The following is a 23,185-nucleotide window of genomic DNA, read 5'->3' as shown; positions in this document are numbered from 1 at the left end:
GACGATGTTCATCGCCGAGCTGAACCTGCCGGACTTCGCCTCCTACGACCTGAGCAGCCTGCGCACCGGCATCATGGCGGGTTCGCCGTGCCCGGTCGAGGTGATGAAAGCGGGTCGTCGCCGAGATGCACATGGCGGAGGTCTCCATCTGCTACGGCATGACCGAGACGTCCCCGGTCTCCCTCCAGACCCGCCGCGACGACGACCTGGGCGCCGCACCGGCACCGTCGGCCGCGTCCTGCCGCACATCGAGGTCAAGGTCGTCGACCCGGTCACCGGGGGTCACGCTGCCGCGCGGCGAGGGCCGGCGAGCTGTGCACCCGCGGCTACAGCGTGATGCTCGGCTGCTGGGGGAGCCGAGAAGATCCGCCGAGGTCGTCGACGCCGGACGCTGGATGCACACGGGCGACCTGGCGGTGCTCCGCGAGGACGGCTACGCGCAGATCGTCGGCCGCATCAAGGACATGATCATCCGCGGTGGGGAGAACGTCTATCCGCGCGAGATCGAGGAGTTCCTGTACGGGCATCCGCGGATCGCCGACGTGCAGGTGGTGGGCGTACCGCACGAGAAGTACGGCGAGGAGGTGCTGGCCTGCGTGATCCTGCGCGATCCGGCGGGCCGCTCACCCTCGACGACGTCCGCGACTACTGCCGCGACCAGCTCGCCCACTACAAGGTGCCGACCCGGCTGCGCGTCCTCGACGCGTTCCCGATGACCGTCAGCGGCAAGGTCCGCAAGGTCGAACTCGGGAGGGTACGGCGAGTTGTAGGACCATGGCGGGTGCCGGGCGTCACAGGTCCCGCCGCATGCAGACCCTCGGCCACCGGTCGAGACCGTGCGCCGCCTCGGCCGCGCGGATCCGGCGCAGGCCCGGCGTGAGCTCGGCCGCGGCGAGCCGGCGAAAGCCCAGACGCTCGTAGTACGGGGCGTTCCACGGCACGTCGGTGAAGGTGGTGAGGGTGAGACCGGCCAGGCCCCGGTCGCGCGCGCAGTCGGCGGCGTACGCGACCAGGGCCCGGCCCACCCCGCGCCGGGCGGCGTCGGGTGCACGGTGACCTGCTCGATGTGGAAGGCGCCGTCCACCGGCTCGCCGACCAGGTACGCGATGGCGGGCCCCGACTCCTCGTCGACGGCCACCCAGGCGTGCCCCGCGTCGGCGTACCGGGTCAGCTCGGCCACGGTGGGCGGCTCGTCGTCGGCGATCGCGTCCATGCCGAGCGTGCGGAAGACCTCTCCGCGGCCGTCTCGATGTCCTGGAGGCGGGGGCAGGTCGGGGCGAGGTGGCGTCGCGAATGATCACCGGGTCAGTATCGCCGCGCCGCCGGGTGGCGCCCCAGCGCTTTACGCGCCGCCCGCGATGAGTTCGTCCGCCGGGCTGTTCACCGGCTGGGGCACCCGGCCAGATCCAGGACGAAGAGCGGGACGCCCAGGTCGTCGGCGCGGGTGCGGGCCTCGTCCGCGTATCCGGCCAGCGAGAAGTAGACGCACGTCGCCGACTCGGTCATCGACTGGAGCCACAGGCACTCCACGTCCCGCACCGTCGCGGGCCGCACCGACAGCTCCCGCCTGGGCGACGACGCCGCGGGCCGCGAGACCGATGCCGGACGGCGGGCGCTGGTCGGCGCGGCGGACGTCCCGGTAGCCGAGCCAGCGCAAGTAGAGCGCCGCGGCGGTCACCGCGTCCCGCGCCGTGCGGATGGCGACGGGCTGGAACGCGGGGGCGGGGCGTCGGCGCCGTCCGGGAGCAGCAGGATGTGCGACGGCGTCGCGGGCGCATGGTCGTCGCTCTGCACCGGGACGCGCAGCACCGTGCCGCAGTCGCAGCCGACCTCGGGCACCGGCCACCGGTCCCGGCGGCCGCACGCAGCGCAGCGTGACCCAGTCGTCCGCCCAGGTGCGGTCGCTGACCGGTTCCGGCCGCGGCGCCGCGCACCAGGGCGCAGGGCCACCGGGGCGCCGCAGGCTCACGGCAGTACGGCGGGCGTGCAGAGGTGCTCGCGCCGGCACGCCGGGCACCCGCACGCACTGGGTTCGGCCACGGCACACCCCTGGGTCGCACGGTTTCCGATCGACGTCGGTCTCATCATCCCACCTTGACGGCCTCCGAGACCCTCTACATTGCTTCCATATAGCGAACCTACGCTCGCATAGTGAAAGTGCACGGAATTCAGAGCTCGCCGCGGGGCGCGACGGGCAGCGCGAATCCGACAGCCGGACAGCAAAGCAGTCAGTCACAGCAGAAGTCGGGAGCACTCATGGCTCGAATGACCTCGCCGCCCGCGCGGCCGTTGAGATCCTCAAGCGCGAGGGCGTCACGAACGCGTTCAGCGTGCCCAGTGCCGCCATCAACCCCTTCTACAAAGGAGCTCAAGAGAGCGGTATCGACCACAGCTCGCCCGCCACGTCGAGGGCGCCTCGCACATGGCCAGAGGGCTCGCAGACCCACGCAACTCGGGGTCTGCATCGGTACGTCCGGCCCGGCCGGCACCGACATGATCACCGGTCTGTACTCGGCGACCGGCGACTCGATCGATCCTGTGCATCACGGGTCAGGCCCGAGCCACCTGCTGCACAAGGAGGACTCAGGCGGTCGACATCGCCACGATCGCCAAGCCGGTCGCGAAGATGGCGGTCACCGTCCTGGAAGGCCGCGCGGGTCCCCGGCGTCTTCCAGCAGGCGTTCCACCTGATGCGCTCGGGCCGTCCCGGGCCCGATCCTCATCGACCTGCCGATCGACGTCCAGCAGACCGAGATCGAGTTCGACGTCGAGACGTACGAGCCGCTGCCGGTCTACAAGCCGGCCGCGACCCGCGCCCAGATCGAGAAGGCCGTCAGGCTCCTCGTCGCCTCCGAGCGTCCGCTGATCGTGGCGGGCGGCGGCATCATCAACGCGGACGCGAGCGACCTGCTCGTCGAGTTCGCCGAACTCACGAGCACGCCCGTCGTGCCCACCCTGATGGGCTGGGGCACCATCCCCGACGACCACGACCTGAACGCGGGCATGGTCGGCCAGCGGAACCGGCCACCGCTACGGCAACGCCACGTTCCTGGAGTCGGACTTCGTCCTCGGCATCGGCAACCGCTGGGCCAACCGGCACACCGGCTACAAGCTGGACGTGTACCGCGAGGGCCGCACGTTCGTCCACGTCGACATCGAGCCCACCCAGATCGGCAAGATCTTCGCCGGACTACGGGATCACCTCCGACGCCAAGGCAGCCCTGGAGCTGTTCGTCGAGGTCGCGCGCGCGAGCTGAAGACCCGCGGGCGGGCTGCCGGACCGCGCTCCGCGTGGGTCAGCCTCACCTGGAGCGCAAGGAGACCCTCCTGCGCCGCACGCACTTCGACGACATCCCCATGAAGCCGCAGCGCGTCTGCAGGGGAGATGAACAAGGCGTTCGGCAAGGACACGCGGTACGTGACGACCATCGGTCTGTCGCCAGATCGCGGGCGCAGATGCTGCGCGTCTACAAGCCGCGCCACTGGATCAGCTGCGGCCAGGCGGGCCCGCTCGGCTGGACCATCCCGGCCGCGCTCGGCGTCTCAAGGCCGACCCGGACACCCAGGTCGTGGCGCTCTCCGGCGACTACGACTTCCAGTTCGCGATCGAGGAGCTGGCGGTCGGCGCCCAGCACCGCATCCCGTACGTCCGTCCTGGTGAACAACGCCTACCTGGGCCTGATCCGCCAGGCGCAGATCGGCCTGGACATCAGCTTCCAGGGTCAACCTGGGTTCGGAGAACCAGAACGGCCCCGGGCTCGGCGTCTACGGCGTCGACCACGTCAGGTCGCCGAGGGGCCCCTGGGCTGCAAGGCGATCAGGTGACGGACCCGGACGAGCTCAGCACCGCCTTCGAGCAGGCCAGAAGCTCGCGCAGGAGCACCAGGTCCCGGTCGTCGTCGGGCGATCCTGGAGCGCATCACCAGACATCTCGATGAGCACGGCCGACATAGCGCGGTCAAGGGGTTCGAGGAGATCGCGACGGAGCCGCCGCGCACGTCGATCCGTCCGCTGAAGGTCTGATCCAGGCCTGACACGACGCCGAAGGGCGGGTCACCGGTGCACCGGTGACCCGCCCCTTCGGCACGCAGCCACTTCCGGCGACGCACGGCGTGCTGGACGCAGAGCGCGAGGACGAGCGGCCCCCACAGCGTCGCGGGCAGCACGCAGACGTCGAACAGCAGCTCCCAGGCGACTCGTGGCCGCCAGCGCCTCGAAGCCCGGCACGCCCAGGACGCTCAGCAGGAAGCCGCCCCACATCATCGTGGCGCCAGGCCCGCCCAGGACGGCCGGGACCAGCACCACGGTCCGCGGCAGCCGTTTCCCGCCCACCAGCGGGACCCGGGCCGGCACCACCTCGCCCCCAGCCCCGGACAGGCCCGAAGCAGAGCAGCGCGAGCGCCTCGGTCAGCAGGCTCAGCCCGAGACGTACGGCACGGAAGTCCACAGGCTGCCGATCGAGCCGGTGCCCGAGCCCATGTCGAACCCGAAGGCGAACGGCAGCCGCCACGAGGCACTGGGGGAGCAGGACGAGCGGGATCAGACGAGCGACGCGCTCGGCCCAGCAGGGGCACGGGGCGGGCGGTACCGGTGGCCGGGCGACGGTGGACGGGAGGCGGGGCGACCGCGGTCGTTGTCATGCCCTCACGCTCCCGCGCCCGGCGCGCGGACACGTCACCCGCGCGCCGGACCGCCTCCACCGCATGGCGGAGCCCCGGGTACGGACCGTCGTACCCGGGGCTGGTTCGAGGAGGTTGGTGCCGTCCGACGGCGCGCGACTGGCGGGACATGCATGCGCGCCACCGGACGGAATCCGGTCCCACGGAGGGATGTGGCTGGGACCGCGGCGGCGGGCGACGGGTCCCGGGGACCGACTGCCTCAGGTCGACAGTGGTCCCGGAACCTTCACCACCGCACTGGTTCGCACCGGCCGCCGCGGTCCTCGTCCTCCGGCACCATGCGCAGACCACCCCCTCATCCGGGTCGTGCGCATGGTGCGGGGCTACCCGTGTGCAGAGCTGACCTCCCGTCGGGCCCCATGCACGGTCAGAGAGCTCAGTCCTCGCGCAGGGCGCGGACCGCTTCCTCGACGCGCTTGCCGTAGTCGGCGTCGGCGGCGTGGAAGTGGGCGAGGTTCTTCTCGATGTCGTCGCGCGAGACGCTGGGAGAGACCGCCCGCGATGTTCGCGACCAGGCGTCCTTCTCGTCCTCCGACATCAGGCGGTACAGCTCGCCCGCCTGGAAGAAGTCGTCGTCCTTGGTGTGGGCCGGTGCCTCGTGCGTACCCGTGTAGCCGGAGACCGCGAGCGGCGCGGCGAGCGCGCGGCCGGTCTCGACGGGGCCGTCGAAGTTCGGCTCGTAGTTCTTGCGGCTGCGGGCGTAGGCGTTGGACGCCATGACGCCGTCGCGGCCGTAGTTGTTCGCCTCGGTCGCCTTCGGCGCGTTCACCGCGAGCTGCGTGTGGTTGCACGCCCAGGCGGTAGCGGTGCGCGTCGCGTAGGCGAACAGGCGGCCCTGGAGCATCTTGTCCGGCGAAGGGCCGATGCCCGGCACGAAGAGTTGTTCGGGGGAGAACGCGGCCTGCTCGACCTCCGCGAACACGTTGTCCGGGTTGCGGTCGAGGACCAGGCGGCCCACGCGCTGCAGCAGGTAGTCCTTGTGCGGCCACACCTTGGTGAGGTCGAACGGGTTGAAGCGGTACTCGGCCGCCTCGGCCGCCGGCATGATCTGCACGTAGAGCGTCCAGGACGGGTTCACGCCGCGCTCGATGGCCTGCAGCAGGTCCGTCTGGTGCGAGTTCGGGTCCTTGCCCGCGAGCTCGGCGCCCTGCTCGGCCGAGGGCTGCGGATGCCCTGGTTCGTCTTGAAGTGGTACTTCACGAAGAAGGCTTCGCCCTGCTCGTTCGTCCACTGGTAGGTGTGCGACCGTGCGCCGTTCATGTGGCGGTACGACGCGGGGATGCCGCGTCGCCCATCAGCCAGGTGATCTGGTGCGTGGCCTCGAGGGCGTGCGCCCAGAAGTCCCAGACGTTCTCCGGCTCCCTGCTTGCCGTGAACGGGTCGCGCTTCTGGGAGTGGATGAAGTCGGGGGAACTTCAGCGGGTCCTTGATGAAGAACACCGGGGTGTTGTTGCCGACGAGGTCGTGGTTGCCCTCTTCGGTGTAGAACTTCAGGGCGAAGCCGCGCGGGTCTCGGACGGCGTCCGCACCCCCGAGGTTGTCGGCGACGGTCGAGAAGCGCAGGAAGACCTCGGTGCGCTTGCCGACTCAGTGTTCAGGAAGTCGGCGTACGTGAAGCCGGTGACGTCGTCCGTCACCTCGAAGTAGCCGTAGGCGCCGGAGCCGCGGGCGTGCGCACGCTGCTCGGGATGCGCTCGCGGTTGAACCGGGCGAGCTTCTCCAGGAGGTGCTGGTCCTGGAGCAGGATCGGGCCGCCCACGCCTGCGGTGGCGGAGTTCTGGTTGTCGGCGACAGGGGCGCCTGACTCGGTCGTGAGCACGCGCTTGGGCATGGTGGAGAGGCGACCTTCCGTGCAGTGGCTGCTGACGATTGGCTGACGATGTGGGGGAGCGTAAGGGACTGAACAGCTACGTCAACAGTTTGTTGAAGTTCTGGATGGAGCTTGTTCAACATTTTGTTGAATCAATGGGCATGGGTGTTCCGGGCCGCGGCGACGCCTGGGCGCGACAGGACACGTGTCGGCGCCGCCACGGCCCGGAAGTCTGAGGCCTTACGCGACCTGGTTGCCCGAGGCGCTCGACCGAGCGGAGCAGGGGCCGGAGTGGTCCAGGCCGCCGTCGCCCTGGGCGCGCGGGCAAAGGCGACCAGCTGGGCGACCACGCCGCCGACCGGCAGGGCCGCGCCGACGTTGCGGGCGGCGTCGGTGACGATGCCCATGTCCTTGTGGTGCAGGTCGATGCGGAAGCCCGGCGCGAAGTCGCGGGTTGAGGAAGTTGTCCTTCTTCCGCGTCAGCACGGTGGAGCCGGCCAGGCCGCCGTTGAGGACGTCGAGCGCGGCCTTGAGGTCCACGCCGGACTTCTCCAGGAAGACCACGGCCTCGGCGCACGCCTGGATGTTCACGGCGACGATCAGCTGGTTGGCGGCCTTCACGGTCTGGCCCGAGCCGTGCGGACCGCACAGCACGATGGTCTTGCCGAGGGCGTCCCAGGAGCGGCTTGGCCTCGTCGAAGTCGGCCTGCCCGCCGCCGACCATGATGGACAGCACGGCCTCGATGGCGCCGGCCTCGCCGCCGGAGACGGGGCGCGTCGATGACGCGAGATGCCTTCTCGCTTGGCGTTCTTTGGCCAGGTCGACCGAGGTCTGCGGGGGTGATCGACGACATGTCGACGATCAGGGCGCACCCGACGGCGTTCTCCAGGATGCCGTCGGGACCGTAGGCGATGGCCTCCCGACCTGCGGGGAGCGCCGGAACCATGGTGACGATGACGTCGGCGTCGCGTGACGGCCTCGGCGATCGACTGCGGCCGTGCCGCCGGCCGCGGCGAGGCGGTCCAGCTTGTCCTGCTCCAGGGTGAAGCCCGTGACCGTCGTAGCCGGCCTTGAGCAGGTTCTCCGACATGGGTGAGCCCATGATGCCGGAGGCCGATCCACGCGACCGCCGGGCGGGAGCTGGACTGGAGGTTGTTGCTCATGAGGGTGACTCCAAAAGCGTTGGTGCGACAGTGGGTTGAGGGTCGCCTCAGGCGGCGCGGTGGGCGTGCGGCAGCCAGCCGAAGGACTCGGCGCTCGGGGCGTCGCCCGGCTAGCACTCCAGGCCCACGTAGCCCTCGTAGCCGGCCTTCGTGAGCTGGTCGAGCAGCTCCTCTCAGGGGCAGCGGTGCCGGTGCCCGGCGCGCCGCGGCCCGGGTTGTCGGCGATCTGCACGTGCGCCGTCTTGTCGGCGTAGGCGTCGATCACGGCCGGCAGGTCCCTCGCCGTTCATGGACAGGTGGTACAGGTCCATCAGGAACTTGGGCGTTGCCGAGGCCGGTCGCCGCGTTCACCCTTGTCCACGATCTCGATCGCCTGGGGCGCTCACGATCGGGCACTTCGGCGACTCCGGCTTGTTGAGCGCCTCGATGAGCAGCACGGCGCCGACGCGGTCGGCCGCGCGGGGCGGCCAGCACGCAGGTTCTCCAGGGCGAGTTCGTCCTGGACGATCCTCGACGCCCTCCCACGCGGTTGCCGTACAGAGCGTTGGCGGCGCCTTGCAGCCGAGAGGCGGCGGAAGTCCGCCGCGACGTCCGGTTCGCGCGGAACTTCTCGCTCTCCTCGCCCGGGACCGACAGGGCTGCCCCGGTCGGGGCCCCGGCAGCTGCCCCGCGTAGAAGTTCGAGGCCGGTCGGCGCTGGACGCCCGCGTGCGTCATGATGGCGTCGCGCAGGGCGTCGAGCTCCGGACCGCTCGGGTGCGGGCGCGCGTCGACCAGGGCCACCACAGCTCGACCGCGGTGAAGCCCGCCGCGGCGGCCGCTCGGGGCGCTCCAGGAGCGGGAGCTCGGTGAAGAGGATCGACAGGTTGACGTTGAAGCGCTGGTCTGCAGAATCCCATCGGGGTCGGCGCTCCCTTCGGGTTCGATGTCGTTGAGCTTCCGTATTGCGGAAGTTCGTTTCTGCGTGATGGAAGATTGCCTCCGGCTGGTGGCAGCTGTCAAGGGGCTGCCGGAAAAACCCCGGACGGCGTTGGGTTGAGCGCGTGCGATTGAGTGTGGAGTTCACGACCGAGGCCCTTCGACCTGGACGAGGCGCCGCAGCACGCGGTCGTCGCCCGCGACGTCGTGCAGGGGGCCGACCTGGACTTGCGCGGTCGACGTGGGACCGTTCGGCAGCACCGCGCCGAGGGGAGGCCGACCGCGTGCTAACACCGCGGTCGACGCGCTGCTGCGCCAGGCGCTGGCGGCCGCCACCCGGGTCTCGCTCAGGTCAATGTGATCGGTGAGGGTGCCGGAGCCGGGAGGGCGATAAGTGACCGGGCTCGTTGACGATGCCTCGACCCCTTCGTCAGGGCGGTCAAGCCGCTCGTGGACGCCATGGGGGCGAGATGGTGCCGCCGCAGGAGGCGGGCAAGGACGACGTCGTGCTCAGCTGGGAGGGCGCGGACGTGATAGCCGTCCGGCTGCCCCAGCTGGCCGACTCCTGGACCACATCCTGGCCGCGATGGAGCGCAAGGAGCGCAAGCCGCTCGCACGAGCTCGACCGCAGGAGAAGCGGGAGGTCGTGCGCGTCCTGGAGGCGCGCGGCGCCTTCTCCGTACGGCACGGGAGGTGGAGACGGTCGCCCGGCGCGCTCGGCGTCTCCCGGTTCCGTGTACAACCTCCAACCGGGAGAAGGCGCCCTGACTAGGACGACCTCCGCGAACACGAACGCCGTCCGTTCCCTACCGGGCGGCGGTTTTCATCCGCTCGGTTTTCAACAAAGCGTCGCCGTGTTTCCGAGGGCGTTAGCTATCCGCAGCCCACGTCCAGCACCGGGCGCGGAGGCACCCGGCGGCTGGGATCGTCGGCTACGTATCGGGGAGATCACCCGGTTCCACCTCGGACGAGAGCACGGCCGCGGCCGAAGCTCCACAGCGTGTGTGCTTCATCGGCGTGGGGAGCAAGATCCTCGCCCAGCGCCCCTTCCTTCCACCGAGCCCTCTTCACGAGCAGCGACGCCGCGATGGCCAGGCTGACCGCCGAGGACCTCATAGAGGCGATGGCAGGGCACCCGCCGATCGGCCGCCAGGCCCGGCGACCCGACCTCGTCGCGCGAGCAACGCCGGCATGTCAGGAAGCCTCCGAACTCAAGGCGGGATGCTCGAACGGAACCTGGCCTGGGACCGGTTCGGACGTCTTCCTCATCTGCGCCACCGGAGCCGCCGCGGGCAGATGCTCGACGCTCAAGGCGCGGATCGGCAACTCGGCCGAGCAGGAGCGGGAGATCGTCCGCACCGAGCTCGGCAAGATCAACCGTACGCCTCGCGCGCCTCGTGGAAGAAGGAACAACGCCTGATGAGCACCGAGACCACCGCTTCCGGTGTCCACGCACATCCTGGACGCGGCATCAGGACGCCCCGCCGAGAGTGGCGTCGCCATCTCCCTGCGGCGCGCGCCGGTTCGGGCGCCGCCTGGGTGGCGCTCGGCGGCTCGGCCACCGATGCCGGACGGCCGCTGCAGGACCTGCCGGCACTGCCCGGAGGAACCCTGTTCCGTCTCGACTTCGAGACGGAAGCGTATTCGACAAGAGCAAAGCCGATGCGCAGCAGGACGCCCCCCGCGAATCAGGACAGCGACACGTTCTTCCCGGAGGTGGCGTGCGTTCGCCGTCAAGCCGGGCGACACTACCACGTGCCGCTGCTGCTCAACCCGTTCGACCTCCGTTTACCGAGGGAGCTGAACTACCATGCCCACGATTCCCGGGGATCCGAACCAGTACAGCGAAGGCGGACCGCGTTGTCAAGATCACGCAGGACGGCGATGACACCACCACATCGGGACCTGAACGTCTCCCGGTCGCCTCAGCGGTGACCTCGACGACGATGCACCTCGCAGGTCGAACGCCAACTGCCTGCCGACCGACACACCAAGAACACCTGCTTCGCCTTCGCCAAGACACAGCATCGAGTCGGCCGAGCAGTACGGCATCGCGCTGGCGCGGCACTAAATCGGCAAGCCAGCCGTCCATCCACCACGCGCGCGCATCCGCATCGAGGAGTACGCCTCAGGAGCGCATCGCCGGCTCCGACGCGGGCCAGCTTCATCGGTGCCGACGAGGTCAAGCACTCCTTCGTCCGCAAAGGGCCAGGAGACGCCTGGTGCAGGTGACATTGACGGCGAGAAGTTCGAAAGTCCTGTCCGGGCTCCAGGACCTGACAATGATGAACACCACGAACTCCGAGTTCTGGGGCTTCATCAGGACAAGTACGACGCTCCAGGAGGACTGCGACCGCATCCTCGCCACGTCCCTGTCGACGTGGTGGCGCTTCTTGGACGGGTGCGAGACGACCAGCGCACCCCGAGCTGGAACAAGTGCCACGAGCAGGCCAGGAAGCACATCCTCAGGCCTTCGTCGAGACGTACTCGCTGTCGCTGCAGCAGACCCTGTTCAAGATATGGGCTCGCGGGTCATCAACAACCGCACACCGAGATCGACGAGATCCGCTGCGCGCCGAACAGCACCACTTCCGCCAGGACCTCTCGGCGTTCGGCCTGGAGAACGAGGCGAAGGACGGCGGCGCCGTGTGCTGGGCCGCCGACCCCGCCCTACGGCCTGATGCGAGGCCACGATTCTGCAGGACGGCGCGGAGCAGCGCATCCCGGTCGACATGACCAACCTCTGACGCCGGACCAGGCGTTCCGGACCGCAGTAGCACATCACCCCGCAGTCGGCGGGGGTGCGCCACACCGGAGGGCATCGCAATGGCAGTGCCAGCAAGGGGCCGGCTGAAGCCGAGGGCCCGTGTTCTGACTCTTTTGACCCGCCGGACGCCTCGACGCAGAGTGCACCGGTGGACGAGAAGCTCCACGTCGCGGCTCGTCCCCGCCGCACTCCAGCACATCGCCACTTCATGTACGCCGGCGTCGTCACCGCTCATCATCGGCCCAGGCCGTCCGGCTCCGACACCGCGGGCCAGACCCGGCTGATCGCCGCCTCCCTGCTCATCGCGGAGCGTGGCCACGCTCCCTGCAGACGCTCGGCGTCAAAGGAGCTTCGTCAGGAACCGGCTGCCCTTCGTCAACGCCGCGTCGTCGGCCGGCATCGCACCGATGCTGGCCATCGCCGAGATAACGCCCAGGGCGACCAACTCCCCCGCCATCACCACAGGGCGGTCGTAGTCGCAGACGTCTTCTGCCTCGCCATCGGCCCGTTCTTCGGACGGCTGCTGAGGTTCTTCCCGCATCGTCACCGGCGTCGTCATCACCCTCATCGGGGTGACCCTGATGCCCGTGCCGGTCGGCTGGGCTGGGGCGGCGACAAGACCGCCGACGGCGACATGCGCTTCCTCGCCCTGGCCGGCCTGCCCTCGTGGTGATCCTGCTGATCCAACGCTTCGGCCGCGGATTCGTCCAACCGTCGCCCTGCTGTTCGGCCTGTTGATCGGAACGCTCGCCGCGATCCCGTTCGGCATGGCGGAACCTCGCCCTCGGATCCCGCGCCCGTGGCGCTTTCCCGACGCCGTTCGCCTTCGGCGCCCCGAGGGTTCCAGCCCGCCGCCATCATCTCGCTTTCTGCCTCGTCATGCTCGTCCTGATGACCGAGTCCAGCGCCGGAATGCTCGCCATCGGCGAGATCTGCGAAGCGCGACTGCAACGGCACGACCATCACCCGCGGTCTGCGCACCGACGGCATCGCCACCTTCATCGGCCCGGTCTTCGGCGGCTTCCCGACCTCCGCCTTCGCGCAGAACCATTGGGCGTCGTCTCGCTCACCAGGTGCGCAGCCGGTACGTCGTCGCCGCTCGCGGGCGGCGCCCTGCTGATCCTCGGCGCCTTCGGTGCGCTCCGGCGCGGTCGTCTCCCTGGTCCCCATGCCGGTGCTCGGCGGCGCGGGCATCGTGCTCTTTCCCGGCTCCATCGCCGTCCAGCGGCATCCGCACTCTCCGAGGCCGGCCTCTCGACGACAGCTCCAACATCATCCTGGTCGCCCGTCTCGCTCGGCGCGCGGGCATCATCCCGCTCGCCGCACCCACCTTCTGCGCCGACTCTCCCGGCCTGGGCGCAGACCGTGCTCGGCTCCGGCATCAGCGCCGGCGCACTCTCGTCGCCGTCTCGCTGAACCTCTTCTTTCCACCATTCCGCACCTGCGGCAGGCGCTAGCGCCACCGCGGCACTTCCAAATCCTCCTAGGGTCCTGCCGCAAAGCCCAATCGCCACTCACGAAATGAAGGGAAGCACCATGGCGCTACCACGGCTTCTTCTGCGGCAGACCGCATCGTCCTCGAGAACGTCGCCATCGCGACGGTCGACGCGCGCACGACACCGAGTGCACGCCTCGGGACACATCGTCGTCGCGGGCAACAGGATCGGAGTCCATCGGCGCGGGCAAGGCGCCCGAGGGCTCGAGAACGTCGTGCGCCGCATCGACGGCGTACCGGACACCTGGCCACCCCGGCCTGGTCAACACGCAGTACCACCACTTCTACCGGTGGATCACCCGCGGCCTGGCCACGGACCACAACCTGTTCAACTGGCTGGTGGCGCTGTACCCGACGTGGGCGCGCATCGACGAGCATGATGACGTACGCAGCGGCGCAGGGCTCCCTCGCGATGATGGCCACGCGGCGGCACCACCTGCCATGGACCACCACTACGTGTTCCCGCAGGGCCTCGGGCGACCTCTCCGTCGATCATCCGCGCCGCCTCCGAGATGGGCGTGCGCTTCACCCTGGCCCGCGGCTCCATGGACCGCAGCGAGAAGGACGGCGGCTCTGCCGCCGGACTTCGCCGTCCGAGACCCTCGAAGGCGCCCTCGCCGCGACCGAGGAGACCGTCAAGAAGCACCACGACGCCTCTTCGACGCCATGACCCAGGTCGCCGTGGCGCCCTGCTCGCCCTTCTCCGTCTCCACCGAACTCCTCAAGCAGGGCGCCGAGCTGGCGCGCCGCCTCGGGGTGCGTCTGCACACCCACGGCAGCGAGACGGTCGAGGAGGAGAAGTTCTGCCACGAGCGTTCGGCATGGGCCCGACCGACTACTTCGAGTCGACCGGCTGGCTCGGCGAGGACGTGTGGATGGCGCACAGCGTCCACATGAACGACTCCGACATCGCCGCCTTCGGCCGCACGAAGATGGGCGTGGCGCACTGCCCGTCCTTCGAACGCCGCCTCGCGGCGGGCATCGCGCGGGTCCTCGACATGCTCGCCGCCGGCGTCCCGGTCGGCCTCGGCGTCGACGGCACCGCGCCGAACGAGTCGGGCGAACTCCACACCGAACTGCGCAACGCCCTCCTGATCAACCGCCTCGGCGCTTCACCGCGAGGCCGCCCTCAACGCCCGCCAGGCGCTGCGCCTGGGGACGTACGGAGGCGCCTGGGCACTTTCGGCCGCGCCGCCCAGATCGGATCTCTGGAAGCGGGCAAGCTGGCCGACCTGGTCCTGTGGAAGCTGGACACCTTCTGGCCCACTCGTCCATCGCCGACCCGGTCACCGCGCTCGTCTTCGGCGCGGCCGCCCCTGGTCACCCCTCTCTCCTCGTGAACGAGCGGGCCGGTGGTGGGAGAACAGCCGCCTCCTGCATCGTCGACACGAGGACGCCATCGCCCGCTCCACGCGGGACGAGGCATGCGCCTCGCGCGGATCGCCGCGCAGGACTGATCCCGAAATCTCCGGTCAGGGGGACGGCCTCGACCGAGGCTCGATCCTGCCGGCGGGCAGCTCGAGTGCCGCGAACGTGGTCTTAAAGCCTCACGCGTTCCCGGGGCGGTCAGTACTTACCTGGGCGCACGACAGCTGAACACCGAGAGCACCTCCAGCACCACCTTGCACCCACCTCCCAGAAGCGAAAAGCGCCGGCAGACCGTCCCGCTGGAAAGACAACCGGAGGAGCCGCAGTGGCGACAGAGCCCAGGTTCACCAAGCTAGCGGCACCACGCCGACGCGTCCGCAGAGGCATACCAAACGACATCCGGCCGACGAGGAAGCTGCCGCCGCTGAAGATGGCGACGACCGGCCTCCAGCTACGTCGCGGCGATGTGCCGCGGGCGTGGTGGCGCGCGCTCATCGTCGGCGCCGCGATCGGCCTGAGCCCGAAGGACCTCACGTTCCTCACCGGCGCCTGTCTGTTCCGCGGCCGGTCTGGCGACCTTCCTGCACGGGAACGCTCGGCATCCTGGAAGATAGGCGCGCGACTTTGCCGTTCGTGAACACGGCGTGACGTTCGCGGGCGTCGCTCCCGGATGCTCTCGCCGTCGTCGCCTCCACGAAGGACAAGTGACGACGCGCTGCCGGTCATCTTCGCGGTGGATCGTCGCCGGTGTCCTCGGATCTCGTCGCGGCACCGTTCTTCTCGAAGATGGTCCGCTGCTTCCCGCCCGTCGTCACCGGCACTGGTCATCACTATGCTCATCGGCATCTTCGCTGATGCCGGTCGCGTTCGGCTGGATGCGCCCAACGCAGGCAGCCGACTACGGTTCGATAGAAGAACCTCCGCCCTGGGCCGGCATCACGCTGCGTCGTCGCGCTGCTGCTGCGCCGCTTCACGACCGGGTTCGTCAAGCAGATCGCGGTGCTCCTCGGCCTGGCTCGTCGGCACGCTCATCGCGCCATCCTGTTCGGCGTCACGGACTTCTCACCGGTCGGTGACGCGGACATCGTCGGCTTCCCGACCCGTTCCACTTCGGCGCCCCGCAGTTCGCGGGCGCGGCCATCGTCTCGCTTCTGCGTCACGTCATGGTCGTCTCGATGACCGAGTCCACCGCCGGCATGCTCGCTCCTCGGCGAGATCGTCGACCGCCCGGCCGAAGAAGACCACACGCGGCCGGTCTGCGCGCTCGACACGCTCGGCTCGGCGATCAGCCCGCTCTTCAACGGCTTCATGTGCAGCGCGTTCGCCCAGAACACGGCCTCGTCCGCGATGACGCGAAGATCCGCAGCCGCTACGTGGTGGCCACCGGCGGCGGGTCTCCTCGTCCTCATGGGCCTGTGCCCGATGGCGGCCTCGCTGATCGCCGTCGTGCCGCGCCCGGCGCCTCGGCGGCGCGGGCGTCGTGCTCTTCGGCTCGGTCGCCGCCAGCGGCATCCCAGACCCTCGTCAAGGCGGGCCTGGAGAAGCGACAGCAACGTCCTCATCGTCGCGGTGTCGCTCGCCGTGCGCTGGATCCCCATCGCGGCGCCGGAGTTCTACCACGCCTTCCCGGAGAACTCGAAGACCATCCTGGACTCCGGGATCTCCACCGGCCGCGTCGCAGGCCGTCGTCCTCAACCTGCTGTTCAACCACATCGGCCGCGGCCGGGAGGCCGACGACGTCACCTCGCCCCATGGAGTCCGGGCGGAGCCATCGCGGAACAGCGGACGGGAGCGTCGGCCGCCGCGCACTCGATCCCGGCCGGCGCCGGGAAAGCCGGGCGCGGCGCCACGCGCGACGGTGCGGTGATCGTCCGCATGGCGCCCACGCGACCCGCACGTCCTGCGCGATGCCCTGAGCAGCCCCCGCGTGGTGCTCAGAGCCACCCCTTTGATCACCTCCGGCTGATCGAGGCCGGCGATGCACAGGAGCTACACGACGACCCGGACGCGGCCACCGAGTTCGAGAGACCTGCAACGTCCTTCTACCACTACATGGCTGACCGGCTCCGCATCGGCTGCTTTCTGCGCCTTCGGCACCGGGATCCGCTTCATCATGAACGGCGCCAACCACCGCATGGACGGCGCACGTTCTTCCCGATCATGGCGCGCCTCTGGGCCGCGCACATGGACCTGCTCACGGACCTCCCTACCCGCGGCGACACCACCGTCGGCCACGACGTGTGGTGCGGTGACAACAGAGCTCACCGTGATGCGCGGGCGTCACCGTCGGCCTCGGCGCGTGTGAGCGCGACCGGCTGGCAGCCGTCGCCGACGACACCCGCGCCGCTGCGATCGCCGGCGGCAACTCCGCCTCGCGTGATCCGCACCCCGCTTCGACCTCTCCGGGTCTCGGCGACTGCTCGAAACTCCGCTTCTGGTGGGACTGGCCCGTCGAGCACATCACGGCCCATGTCCGGGATGATCATGTCGGGCTCTGGAGCCGAGCGCTGGAGAAGGCCGCCCTCGCACTAGCCGGCGAGGACCGGCAGGTAGAACTCGACGACAGATCGCCATCGGCGTGGTTATGATGACGCCGATGATGAACACTACACTCGTGCGGATTGGGACTCGCCTCGCTTCAGGGTGAGTGCTGATGGCGCCTCACTTTCGCGAACGGAATCCCGACCTACCCTGCTGATGTGGCGGCAGCGTGCGCCAGTACGCCGTGCCACCGTCCATGATCGAGACCGCCACCGCCCGCCGAGCGGGCCGGTGACTGGGCGGGGGCCTGCGCCGCCGCCCGGATCGACGTCGACCTCGATCTGCGCGCCGTGCGCCACCGCCACGGCACCAGACCTCACCACGCGCCTGCGGGCGGACCTGCGCGCCTCGCGCCCGGACCTGCTGCGCTGGCACATGCCGAGGATCGCCCCGACGGGCACCTTCAGGCCCGGACCACCATCTCCCTCGCGCAGTAGCCGAGTCCGGCCCCGGGACCGCCGCCGCACCTGGTCGTGCGGACCCCGCCCGCCTGGGCCGACGCCGGGCAGCGGATCTCGCTGACGCTGTGGGAAGGCGCCGGCGGACCCCGCCCGACGCACTCCGCATCCGCACCCCCGCCCCGACCGGGCACTTCCGGCCTCGATCTGCACCGGCACCTGGCGGGACGCCCGGCGCAGCGGCGAGACTGTGCCGGGCGCGCCGAGCCCGACCGGGCCGCCGAAGGCGGAGCTCCTGCTGCGGGCCCGAAGGGGTGCGCCACGCGGCGCCTTCACCGTGCGCACGTAGCGCGCGGGGCCGCACCGGGTACGGCTCGTCGCGCGCCCGACGACAGCCACGCCCCGAGGCTCCGGCCGCCGGCGGCGCCCTGGCGCCCCCAGGTGGTCGCGCGGCGCTCCCGGTGCTGCCGGACGCGGCGGCCAGTGACCCCGCCCGACCTGGAGCTGCTTCAGGGCGGGTCTGGTCACGGCCGACCGGCTGCTGCACCCGCGCTGGTGGCCGCTGCCCTGGCGCCGCTTCGGCGCGCGCGCGCCGCCGGCCGACGGCGCCGCACCCGCTGCGGCCCGCCGACCCCGCACCGGGTGGAGTGCCGGGGCGAGGTCCACCGCATCGCCCTGCGCGACGTGCTGACCGCGGTCGACCACGACTCCGGACCAACTGCGCCGCGAGGGGCGGGCTGGTGGCGCTCGGCGGGCCACCGCTGCGTCTGGCGGGCCATCGATTCGGCGCACCGCAAGGTCCGGAGGCGCTGCCCGCGGTCCGGGACGGCTCGGCCACGGTGACGTCGTCGGGGCGCTGGCCGTGGTCGAGGGGCTGCTCGCCGGCCGCGGTTGCTGCGCGACGGGCGCTGCGCGAGCGAGCTGGAGTCGGCCGCGGACCGCCGCGTCGACCACGGACTGTTCCGCGCCGGGCTCACGCCGCACAGCCCGCCGCCTCACACTCAGCGAGCGCTGCGTTTGCTGCTGTGCTGCACCCCCGCCCGAGCTGTTCCGCAAGCGGGGCCCGCGCACTCCGGCCGCGTGCGGCCCTGGCCGGCTGACGGCCGACCGCACCCCACAGAACCCGGCCTCCTCGCTCAGGCCGGGCCCCAAAGTCCCGCTCACACGCCCGGTTGATGGCTGTGTGCGTCCCCGTGAACCCAGGCCGGGCCGTCCGGCGCCGCCTCGCCGACGCCGAGCTTCCGACCCTCGACTCTCCCAAGGTGATGCCCGTGAACCCCTGGCACCCTCCTGCCCGCGCCCGCCCGCACCGACGTGCCGGACGCCGTCCCGCCGTCCCGCCGGCCCGGCCGGCCGCCACCACCGAGCGCCAACTCGACTCTGGCCGGCGACCCGTGCCCTCTCCTGCGCAGCACGACCACCGAGGCGCGCGCTCCCGACGAGCAGCTCGAAGCGCTCACCCTGGCCGTCGCCGCCGATCTGCGCGTCCTGCCTCTGGGGAGAGCCCGGCATCGGGGGAAGACCGCGGCCCTCACCCAGCTGGCGGCCTCCCTCGACCTGCCGCTGACGACCGTGATCGCCAGCGTCCACGAGCCGTCGGACTTCTCTCCGGCCTGCCGATCGTGGGCGACGACCCCGGCGGTCCAAGAAGAGTCCCGACGGCCCCGCCGCAGTGGGCCGTCGAGACTCTGTCACGGCCGGGCGCGGGCCGCTCTTCCTCGACGAACTCTCCACCGCCACGCCGACCAGAGCCGCGCTGCGCGTCGTCCTGGAGCGCCGGGTCGGCTCCCTCCAACTGCCGCCCGGCGTACGGATCGTGGCCGCCGCCAACCCGCGCGCGTCGGCCGCCGACGGCTGGGAACTGAGCCCGCCGCTGGCCAACCGCTTCGCGCACCTCTACCGCGCACGACCGGAGACGTCGTGGTGCGCGGCCTCGGCGGGAGCGGCGCGCGCCGAACCGCCCCGCCTCGAACCGGAGCGGCTCGCCGACGCGGTGGCGCTCGCCCGGCGCGCGGTCTGCGGCTTCCCTGGCCGCCCGCCTCGACACTGATCCACCGGCTGCCCAGCACCGAGACCACGGCGCGCGGCGGGGCGCGGCCCTCGCCGCGACGCTGGAGGCCGCCCTGACCCTGCTCGCCTTCGGCACGGCGGCCAGCCTCCCGGAGGTCCTCCGCGCTCCTCGTGCGGGAGCGCGGTCGAGGACGGCCCCGGGCCTCGGAACTCCTCGCCCACCTGGACCGGATGGACCTCCCCGACCCCGGAGTCGCTGCTCGCCGACGGCCGCCGCCGAACTGCCGGAGCGCGGTGATCTGCGCCAGGCCGCGCTGGAAGCGGTGGTCGCGGCCGTCGGCGCCCGGCCCGAGCGGGACCGGTGGGGGAGGCCGGCTGGGCGGTCCTGGTGCGAGCCCTGGAAAGCCGGCGCTGACCTGCTGGTCGCTCCGGCCGGCGCGCCCTCGCCGGGCTGCGGCGCGACGACTGGGAGTGCGTGCCCGCCGCGGTGGAGCGGCTCACCGAGCGATCGAGGTCCTCGCCCAGGGCGCCGACCGGTCGGTGAAACGCGTCGGACCCGTCGCCGTCGCCGGGACGCGCCGATGACGGCGGCCACGCGCGGCGCCCGCTGCCCCCGGCCGATACCCAAGCCCGCGCGCGCGTCCGGTCCCGGGCGGCTTTCCGCCCCGGCCGCCCGCCGTCGACGCCGCGCCCCGACTCCCGCTCGACATGTGGACAAGCTGCTCGCGCGCGGCTGCACGCGGTGCGGGTCCGCCCCTATCTGGGCCGCCGCGCTCTTCGCGCTGCACGTGGTGGAAGGAGGACCACTTCGGTGCCGACGATGGCGGTCGACGCGCACTGGCGCTGCTACGTCTCGCCCGGCTTCGTGGCCCGCATGTCCGTCGAGGAACTCGCCAGACTCTGGGTCCACGAGGTCTCCCACCTGCTGCGCGACCACCACGCCCGGGCGAAGCGCGCCGCGAGCGAAGGTACGGGCCGGGGAGGGGCTGCGCCGCAACATCGCCGCCGGCTTCGAGATCAACGACGACATCTACGGCGACGGCCTGCCAGCCCGCAGGCGCATGCTGCCGTCGCTGCTGCGGCTCAGCCTGCTGATGGAGGAGTACCTGCGCAGAGTCGTCGATGTGTCCGGGATCGTGGCGCAGCGGCTCTGGGCTGGACTGCGGCAGCGGCGCCCACGGGCAGCGCAGGCCGTGGGAACTGTCCTGACGCGCACGTCACGGCAAGCAGCGCGACGCCGTCCGCTTCCGGGTCGCCGAGGGGTATCAAGGGCCGTCCGGGCGACGCCCGGACGGCTGGCGGCGCTGGGCCGACGAGGCGTTCCAGACTCCGCAGCCCTGGCGGCAGCTGCTGGGCGCGGCGGTCCGCGCCGCGGCAGGCGGGGCGCCCGGCGTCGGCGAGAACCACAGCTACCGCCGTCCCTCCCGGCGCTCGGCGAGCGTCCCCGAAGCGTCGTCCTGCCGAGCCTGCGCAGGACCCCGCCCCGGGTCTGCGTGGTGATCGACACCTCGGGGTCGGTGAGCGACGCCGAACTGGGCAGCGCGCTCCTGGAGGCTGGCCGCGATCGCGCGGGCGGTCGGCGGCCGGCGCGATCTGGTGTCGGTGGTGTCCTGCGACGCGGCGGCCGGTGTCGCCGTCCCGCTGTGCCGGGCCGAGAGCATGGAGCTGATCGGCGGCGGGGGCACCGATCTGCGCTCAGGTTCGACCGCGCCCTTGCGCGCCCGGCCCGACGTGATCGTGGCCCTGACGGACGGTCAGGACGCCGTGGCCGTCGGCCCAGCCGCCCTGCCGGACGGTCGTCGGCCTGTTCCCGCGGGTCGGCCGGCGGGTGAACGAGCGGGACGGACTACGTCCCGGACGGGCCGCCGGACTGGGCGCGGGTGGTCACGATCGGCTGACCACCCGCGCGGCACCGGGCGTGACTACCCGATGGAAACTGTCCCCGTACACCTTCCAGTCGAGCGGCGTGTCCAGGTTCAGGTTGCCCTGGTCGAGGAAGACCCGCTGCGCGGTGTCGACCCGGCTGTGTCGCTGTGCGCCTCCTCCTGCTTCATCGCCCACACCCGGGCGTCGAGGAAGGCGTTCAGCCACGTGACCTCGTCGCCGCCCTGCGCGGGCGGCTTCGCCTGGTTCAGCGCCCGCTTGCGAATGCTGCGGAAGCTGGTCGTCGGAGCCGTCGCCGTGCATCACGACGGCGTCGTAGTACGTGAACTGGCCGAGCGTGCCGGACGCCGTCGGCCCTGCCCTGGGCGACGGCCGGGCGGAAAGTAGACCCGGTCGCGCTCGTCGTTCTGGGCCTGCTGGAACGCGCCGTCCCCGGCCGCCTCGGCCCAGTCCTTCGGGTAGTCCGGGTCGAGGCCGTCGTGCGAGTCGGTGCCGTCGACCTCGCGCAGCGCCGGCAGGTACCCGGCGAGCGCGTTGCCGGGCTCGCGGTCGGTGTGCAGCCCTGACGAGGTCGAGCATGTCGCCGGTGCCGGAGCAGAAGCCGATGATGCCCGCGGTGTAGCCGCGGCCCTGTGTCCTCGATGTACTTGTACTGGGCCTTCCAGTCGAGCGAGGAGTTCTCCGCGCTCGACACCAGCTGCATGGCGATCTCCTTCTTCGCCGGGTCGTCGAGCCCGCCCGCACCCGCCGCGACGGGCGCGGCGTCGGCGAACTCGGGTGGTCAGGGCGAGGCCCGCCACGACGGAGGCGCCGAGGAAGGCGAGCAAGGTGCGACGGGACGTGCGTATGTGGGAGTGGGCACGGGTCCTCCTTGAGGGAGTCCGCCGGCGGGATTCGTCGGACCGCCGACTGTTAGGAAGGTTTTCCTACCAGAGATTTCGGGTGACGTATACCCGTCAAGAAGGGCTGGGAGAGGGGAGTTGGAGTGCCGGACTCCGATGGAGCCAGGCGCCGCGCGCAGCCGTTCGCGCACCTGAACAGCGATTTCGTACGTTCAGTGGCGCGGGCCGGAAGCGGGCCGGGATCACGGATCCAGGCGTCGTCGAAGGCGAACCAGTCGATCGTCCGCGGCGCGCCACCCGCATCGAGGGCGGCCCGCAGCGTGTCAGTACGCGGCCCCAGCGCTTGCGGTAGAGACCGCCGACGAGCCCGCCCACTCCCGGTTCGCGTAGTCGTGCAGCCCGGCCTCGGCCCCCTCGCGCGTCCCCCACACCGTGACGAGCGACAACTGGTCGTACGCGAGCCGGTCCCGCTCCGCCCCGTCGTGCACGCCCGCGCCTGGGCGCGCCAACTCCCAGCAGATGACGGGAGTCGGTGGCGGAGCCGGTCGAGCAGGTCCATCAGCGCGAGCCACTCCCGCGTGAGCCGGTCGAAGGCCGCCGCGTCCTGGCCGCCGTACGCCGTCCCGATCCGGGGGAGCAGGGCGCGGCTGCGGTTCGATCACCGCCTGGCGCGCCACGTCGAGCAGATCCCACCAGGTACGCCGATGAGTCCGCGCCGGACGCATCGCCAGCAGATGGCCGAGGGGCCTGCTCGAACTCGGTGGCGATCGTAGCGCAGTCGCTTCGGCGACCGTGGTGAGCGTTGCCGAGCGCGCCGTCAAGGGACGGGCGCGCGCCGAACAGCCCGTCCGCGCCCTCCCGCCCAGCCGTCCGCGCGCAGCCGTGCCGTACGCGGTGCGGCGCAGCACGTCCCAGGCGGCGGCCGCCCCGTGCGTCACGGCCCCCGTAGCGCGCCACCGCCCCATCGCGTCGAACCACGCCTTCAGGTCCAACGCCGTCCAGCCAGGCGAGTCTCGGAGGACAGCCTCGAACGCGGCCGTTGTTAGTCCGCGGGCCTCCGGCAGCAGTGCCGTGCCGCTGGCCTCCAGCGCGCCCGGCTTCGTGCGCCACCGGTCGTGAGGCAACGCAGTCACGGGTGTTGGCGCCCAGCGTCGTGTGCCCGCCGGTAAGTTCCAGATCGACGAACGCGTACGGGGTGCCGGACCAGTCCGCCCTCGCGGTCCAGTGACGGCGGGGAAACCGGTCGGAGATGCCGCTCGACGACCAGCATTCGGCGCCGGTCGTCGGCCTCCACGATCGCCTTCGGCGGG

General features: G+C 71.3%; 5 protein-coding genes and 16 pseudogenes. 12 read left to right on the top strand and 9 right to left on the bottom strand.

The window, feature by feature from the left end; translation table 11 throughout:
* Positions 1–4 precede the first annotated feature (4 nt).
* Both RBJ77_RS43570 and RBJ77_RS43565 read left to right on the top strand, forming a co-directional pair.
* Positions 5–337, top strand: a complete 333-nt coding sequence (locus RBJ77_RS43570) for a hypothetical protein (RefSeq protein ID WP_372350059.1) — start codon at positions 5–7, stop codon at positions 335–337.
* A 58-nt stretch (positions 338–395) separates the two neighbouring features.
* Positions 396–716, top strand: a complete 321-nt coding sequence (locus tag RBJ77_RS43565; protein WP_372350058.1) for a hypothetical protein — start codon at positions 396–398, stop codon at positions 714–716.
* A gap of 75 nt (positions 717–791) precedes the next feature.
* Here RBJ77_RS43565 and RBJ77_RS43560 read toward each other — a convergent pair.
* Positions 792–1,251: pseudogene (locus RBJ77_RS43560) on the bottom strand (GNAT family N-acetyltransferase).
* A gap of 91 nt (positions 1,252–1,342) precedes the next feature.
* Positions 1,343–1,950 (bottom strand): annotated as a pseudogene (locus RBJ77_RS43555) (hypothetical protein).
* Between the two features lie 306 nt (positions 1,951–2,256).
* Between RBJ77_RS43555 and gcl the strand changes: the two are divergent.
* Positions 2,257–4,023 (top strand): annotated as a pseudogene (gene gcl / locus RBJ77_RS43550) (glyoxylate carboligase).
* A 1,032-nt stretch (positions 4,024–5,055) separates the two neighbouring features.
* Here the strand turns inward: gcl and RBJ77_RS43545 are convergent.
* The 4 pseudogenes from RBJ77_RS43545 to RBJ77_RS43530 form a co-directional block, all read right to left on the bottom strand.
* A pseudogene (locus RBJ77_RS43545) lies at positions 5,056–6,510 on the bottom strand (catalase).
* A 131-nt stretch (positions 6,511–6,641) separates the two neighbouring features.
* A pseudogene (locus RBJ77_RS43540) lies at positions 6,642–7,080 on the bottom strand (NAD-binding protein).
* Between the two features lie 142 nt (positions 7,081–7,222).
* Positions 7,223–7,580 (bottom strand): annotated as a pseudogene (locus tag RBJ77_RS43535) (NAD(P)-binding domain-containing protein); the annotation flags it as partial.
* 120 nt (positions 7,581–7,700) lie between these two features.
* Positions 7,701–8,517, bottom strand: a pseudogene (locus tag RBJ77_RS43530) (TIM barrel protein).
* 190 nt (positions 8,518–8,707) lie between these two features.
* Here RBJ77_RS43530 and RBJ77_RS43525 point away from each other — a divergent pair.
* The 5 pseudogenes from RBJ77_RS43525 (at position 8,708) to pucL (ending at position 11,317) form a co-directional block, all read left to right on the top strand.
* Positions 8,708–8,981 (top strand): annotated as a pseudogene (locus tag RBJ77_RS43525) (hypothetical protein).
* A 39-nt stretch (positions 8,982–9,020) separates the two neighbouring features.
* A pseudogene (locus RBJ77_RS43520) lies at positions 9,021–9,342 on the top strand (transcriptional regulator).
* A gap of 147 nt (positions 9,343–9,489) precedes the next feature.
* Positions 9,490–9,997, top strand: a pseudogene (locus RBJ77_RS43515) (2-oxo-4-hydroxy-4-carboxy-5-ureidoimidazoline decarboxylase); the annotation flags it as partial.
* Positions 9,990–10,374: pseudogene (locus RBJ77_RS43510) on the top strand (hydroxyisourate hydrolase). The pseudogenes RBJ77_RS43515 and RBJ77_RS43510, both read left to right, overlap by 8 nt.
* 6 nt (positions 10,375–10,380) lie before the next feature.
* A pseudogene (gene pucL, locus RBJ77_RS43505) lies at positions 10,381–11,317 on the top strand (factor-independent urate hydroxylase).
* Positions 11,318–11,677: 360 nt separating this feature from the next.
* On the opposite strand, the gene RBJ77_RS43500 reads toward pucL, so the two are convergent.
* The gene (locus RBJ77_RS43500; RefSeq protein ID WP_372350057.1) at positions 11,678–12,106 is read right to left on the bottom strand and encodes a hypothetical protein; all 429 of its coding nucleotides are present in this window, start codon (positions 12,104–12,106) and stop codon (positions 11,678–11,680) included.
* Between the two features lie 802 nt (positions 12,107–12,908).
* Between RBJ77_RS43500 and RBJ77_RS43495 the strand changes: the two are divergent.
* The 4 genes and pseudogenes from RBJ77_RS43495 to RBJ77_RS43480 all read left to right on the top strand — a co-directional run bounded on the left by RBJ77_RS43495 (position 12,909) and on the right by RBJ77_RS43480 (position 20,818).
* Positions 12,909–14,289, top strand: a pseudogene (locus RBJ77_RS43495) (8-oxoguanine deaminase).
* Positions 14,290–14,596: 307 nt separating this feature from the next.
* Positions 14,597–16,067: pseudogene (locus tag RBJ77_RS43490) on the top strand (nucleobase:cation symporter-2 family protein); the annotation flags it as partial.
* 2,452 nt (positions 16,068–18,519) lie between these two features.
* A pseudogene (locus RBJ77_RS43485) lies at positions 18,520–19,734 on the top strand (AAA family ATPase).
* A gap of 157 nt (positions 19,735–19,891) precedes the next feature.
* Positions 19,892–20,818, top strand: coding sequence for a hypothetical protein (locus RBJ77_RS43480; protein WP_372350056.1), 927 nt, complete (start codon positions 19,892–19,894; stop codon positions 20,816–20,818).
* 215 nt (positions 20,819–21,033) lie between these two features.
* Here the strand turns inward: RBJ77_RS43480 and RBJ77_RS43475 are convergent.
* Positions 21,034–21,881 (bottom strand): annotated as a pseudogene (locus RBJ77_RS43475) (chitosanase).
* A gap of 317 nt (positions 21,882–22,198) precedes the next feature.
* On the bottom strand, positions 22,199–22,363 hold the full coding sequence (locus RBJ77_RS43470) for an alpha-N-acetylglucosaminidase C-terminal domain-containing protein (protein ID WP_372350055.1): 165 nt from the start codon (positions 22,361–22,363) through the stop codon (positions 22,199–22,201).
* Between the last annotated feature and the right edge of the window lie 822 nt (positions 22,364–23,185).

It is taken from the genome of Streptomyces sp. KL116D, assembly GCF_030766975.1.
Classification (GTDB): Bacteria; Actinomycetota; Actinomycetes; order Streptomycetales; family Streptomycetaceae; genus Streptomyces; species Streptomyces longispororuber_A.
This window is presented reverse-complemented; position numbering and strand designations above follow the sequence as displayed.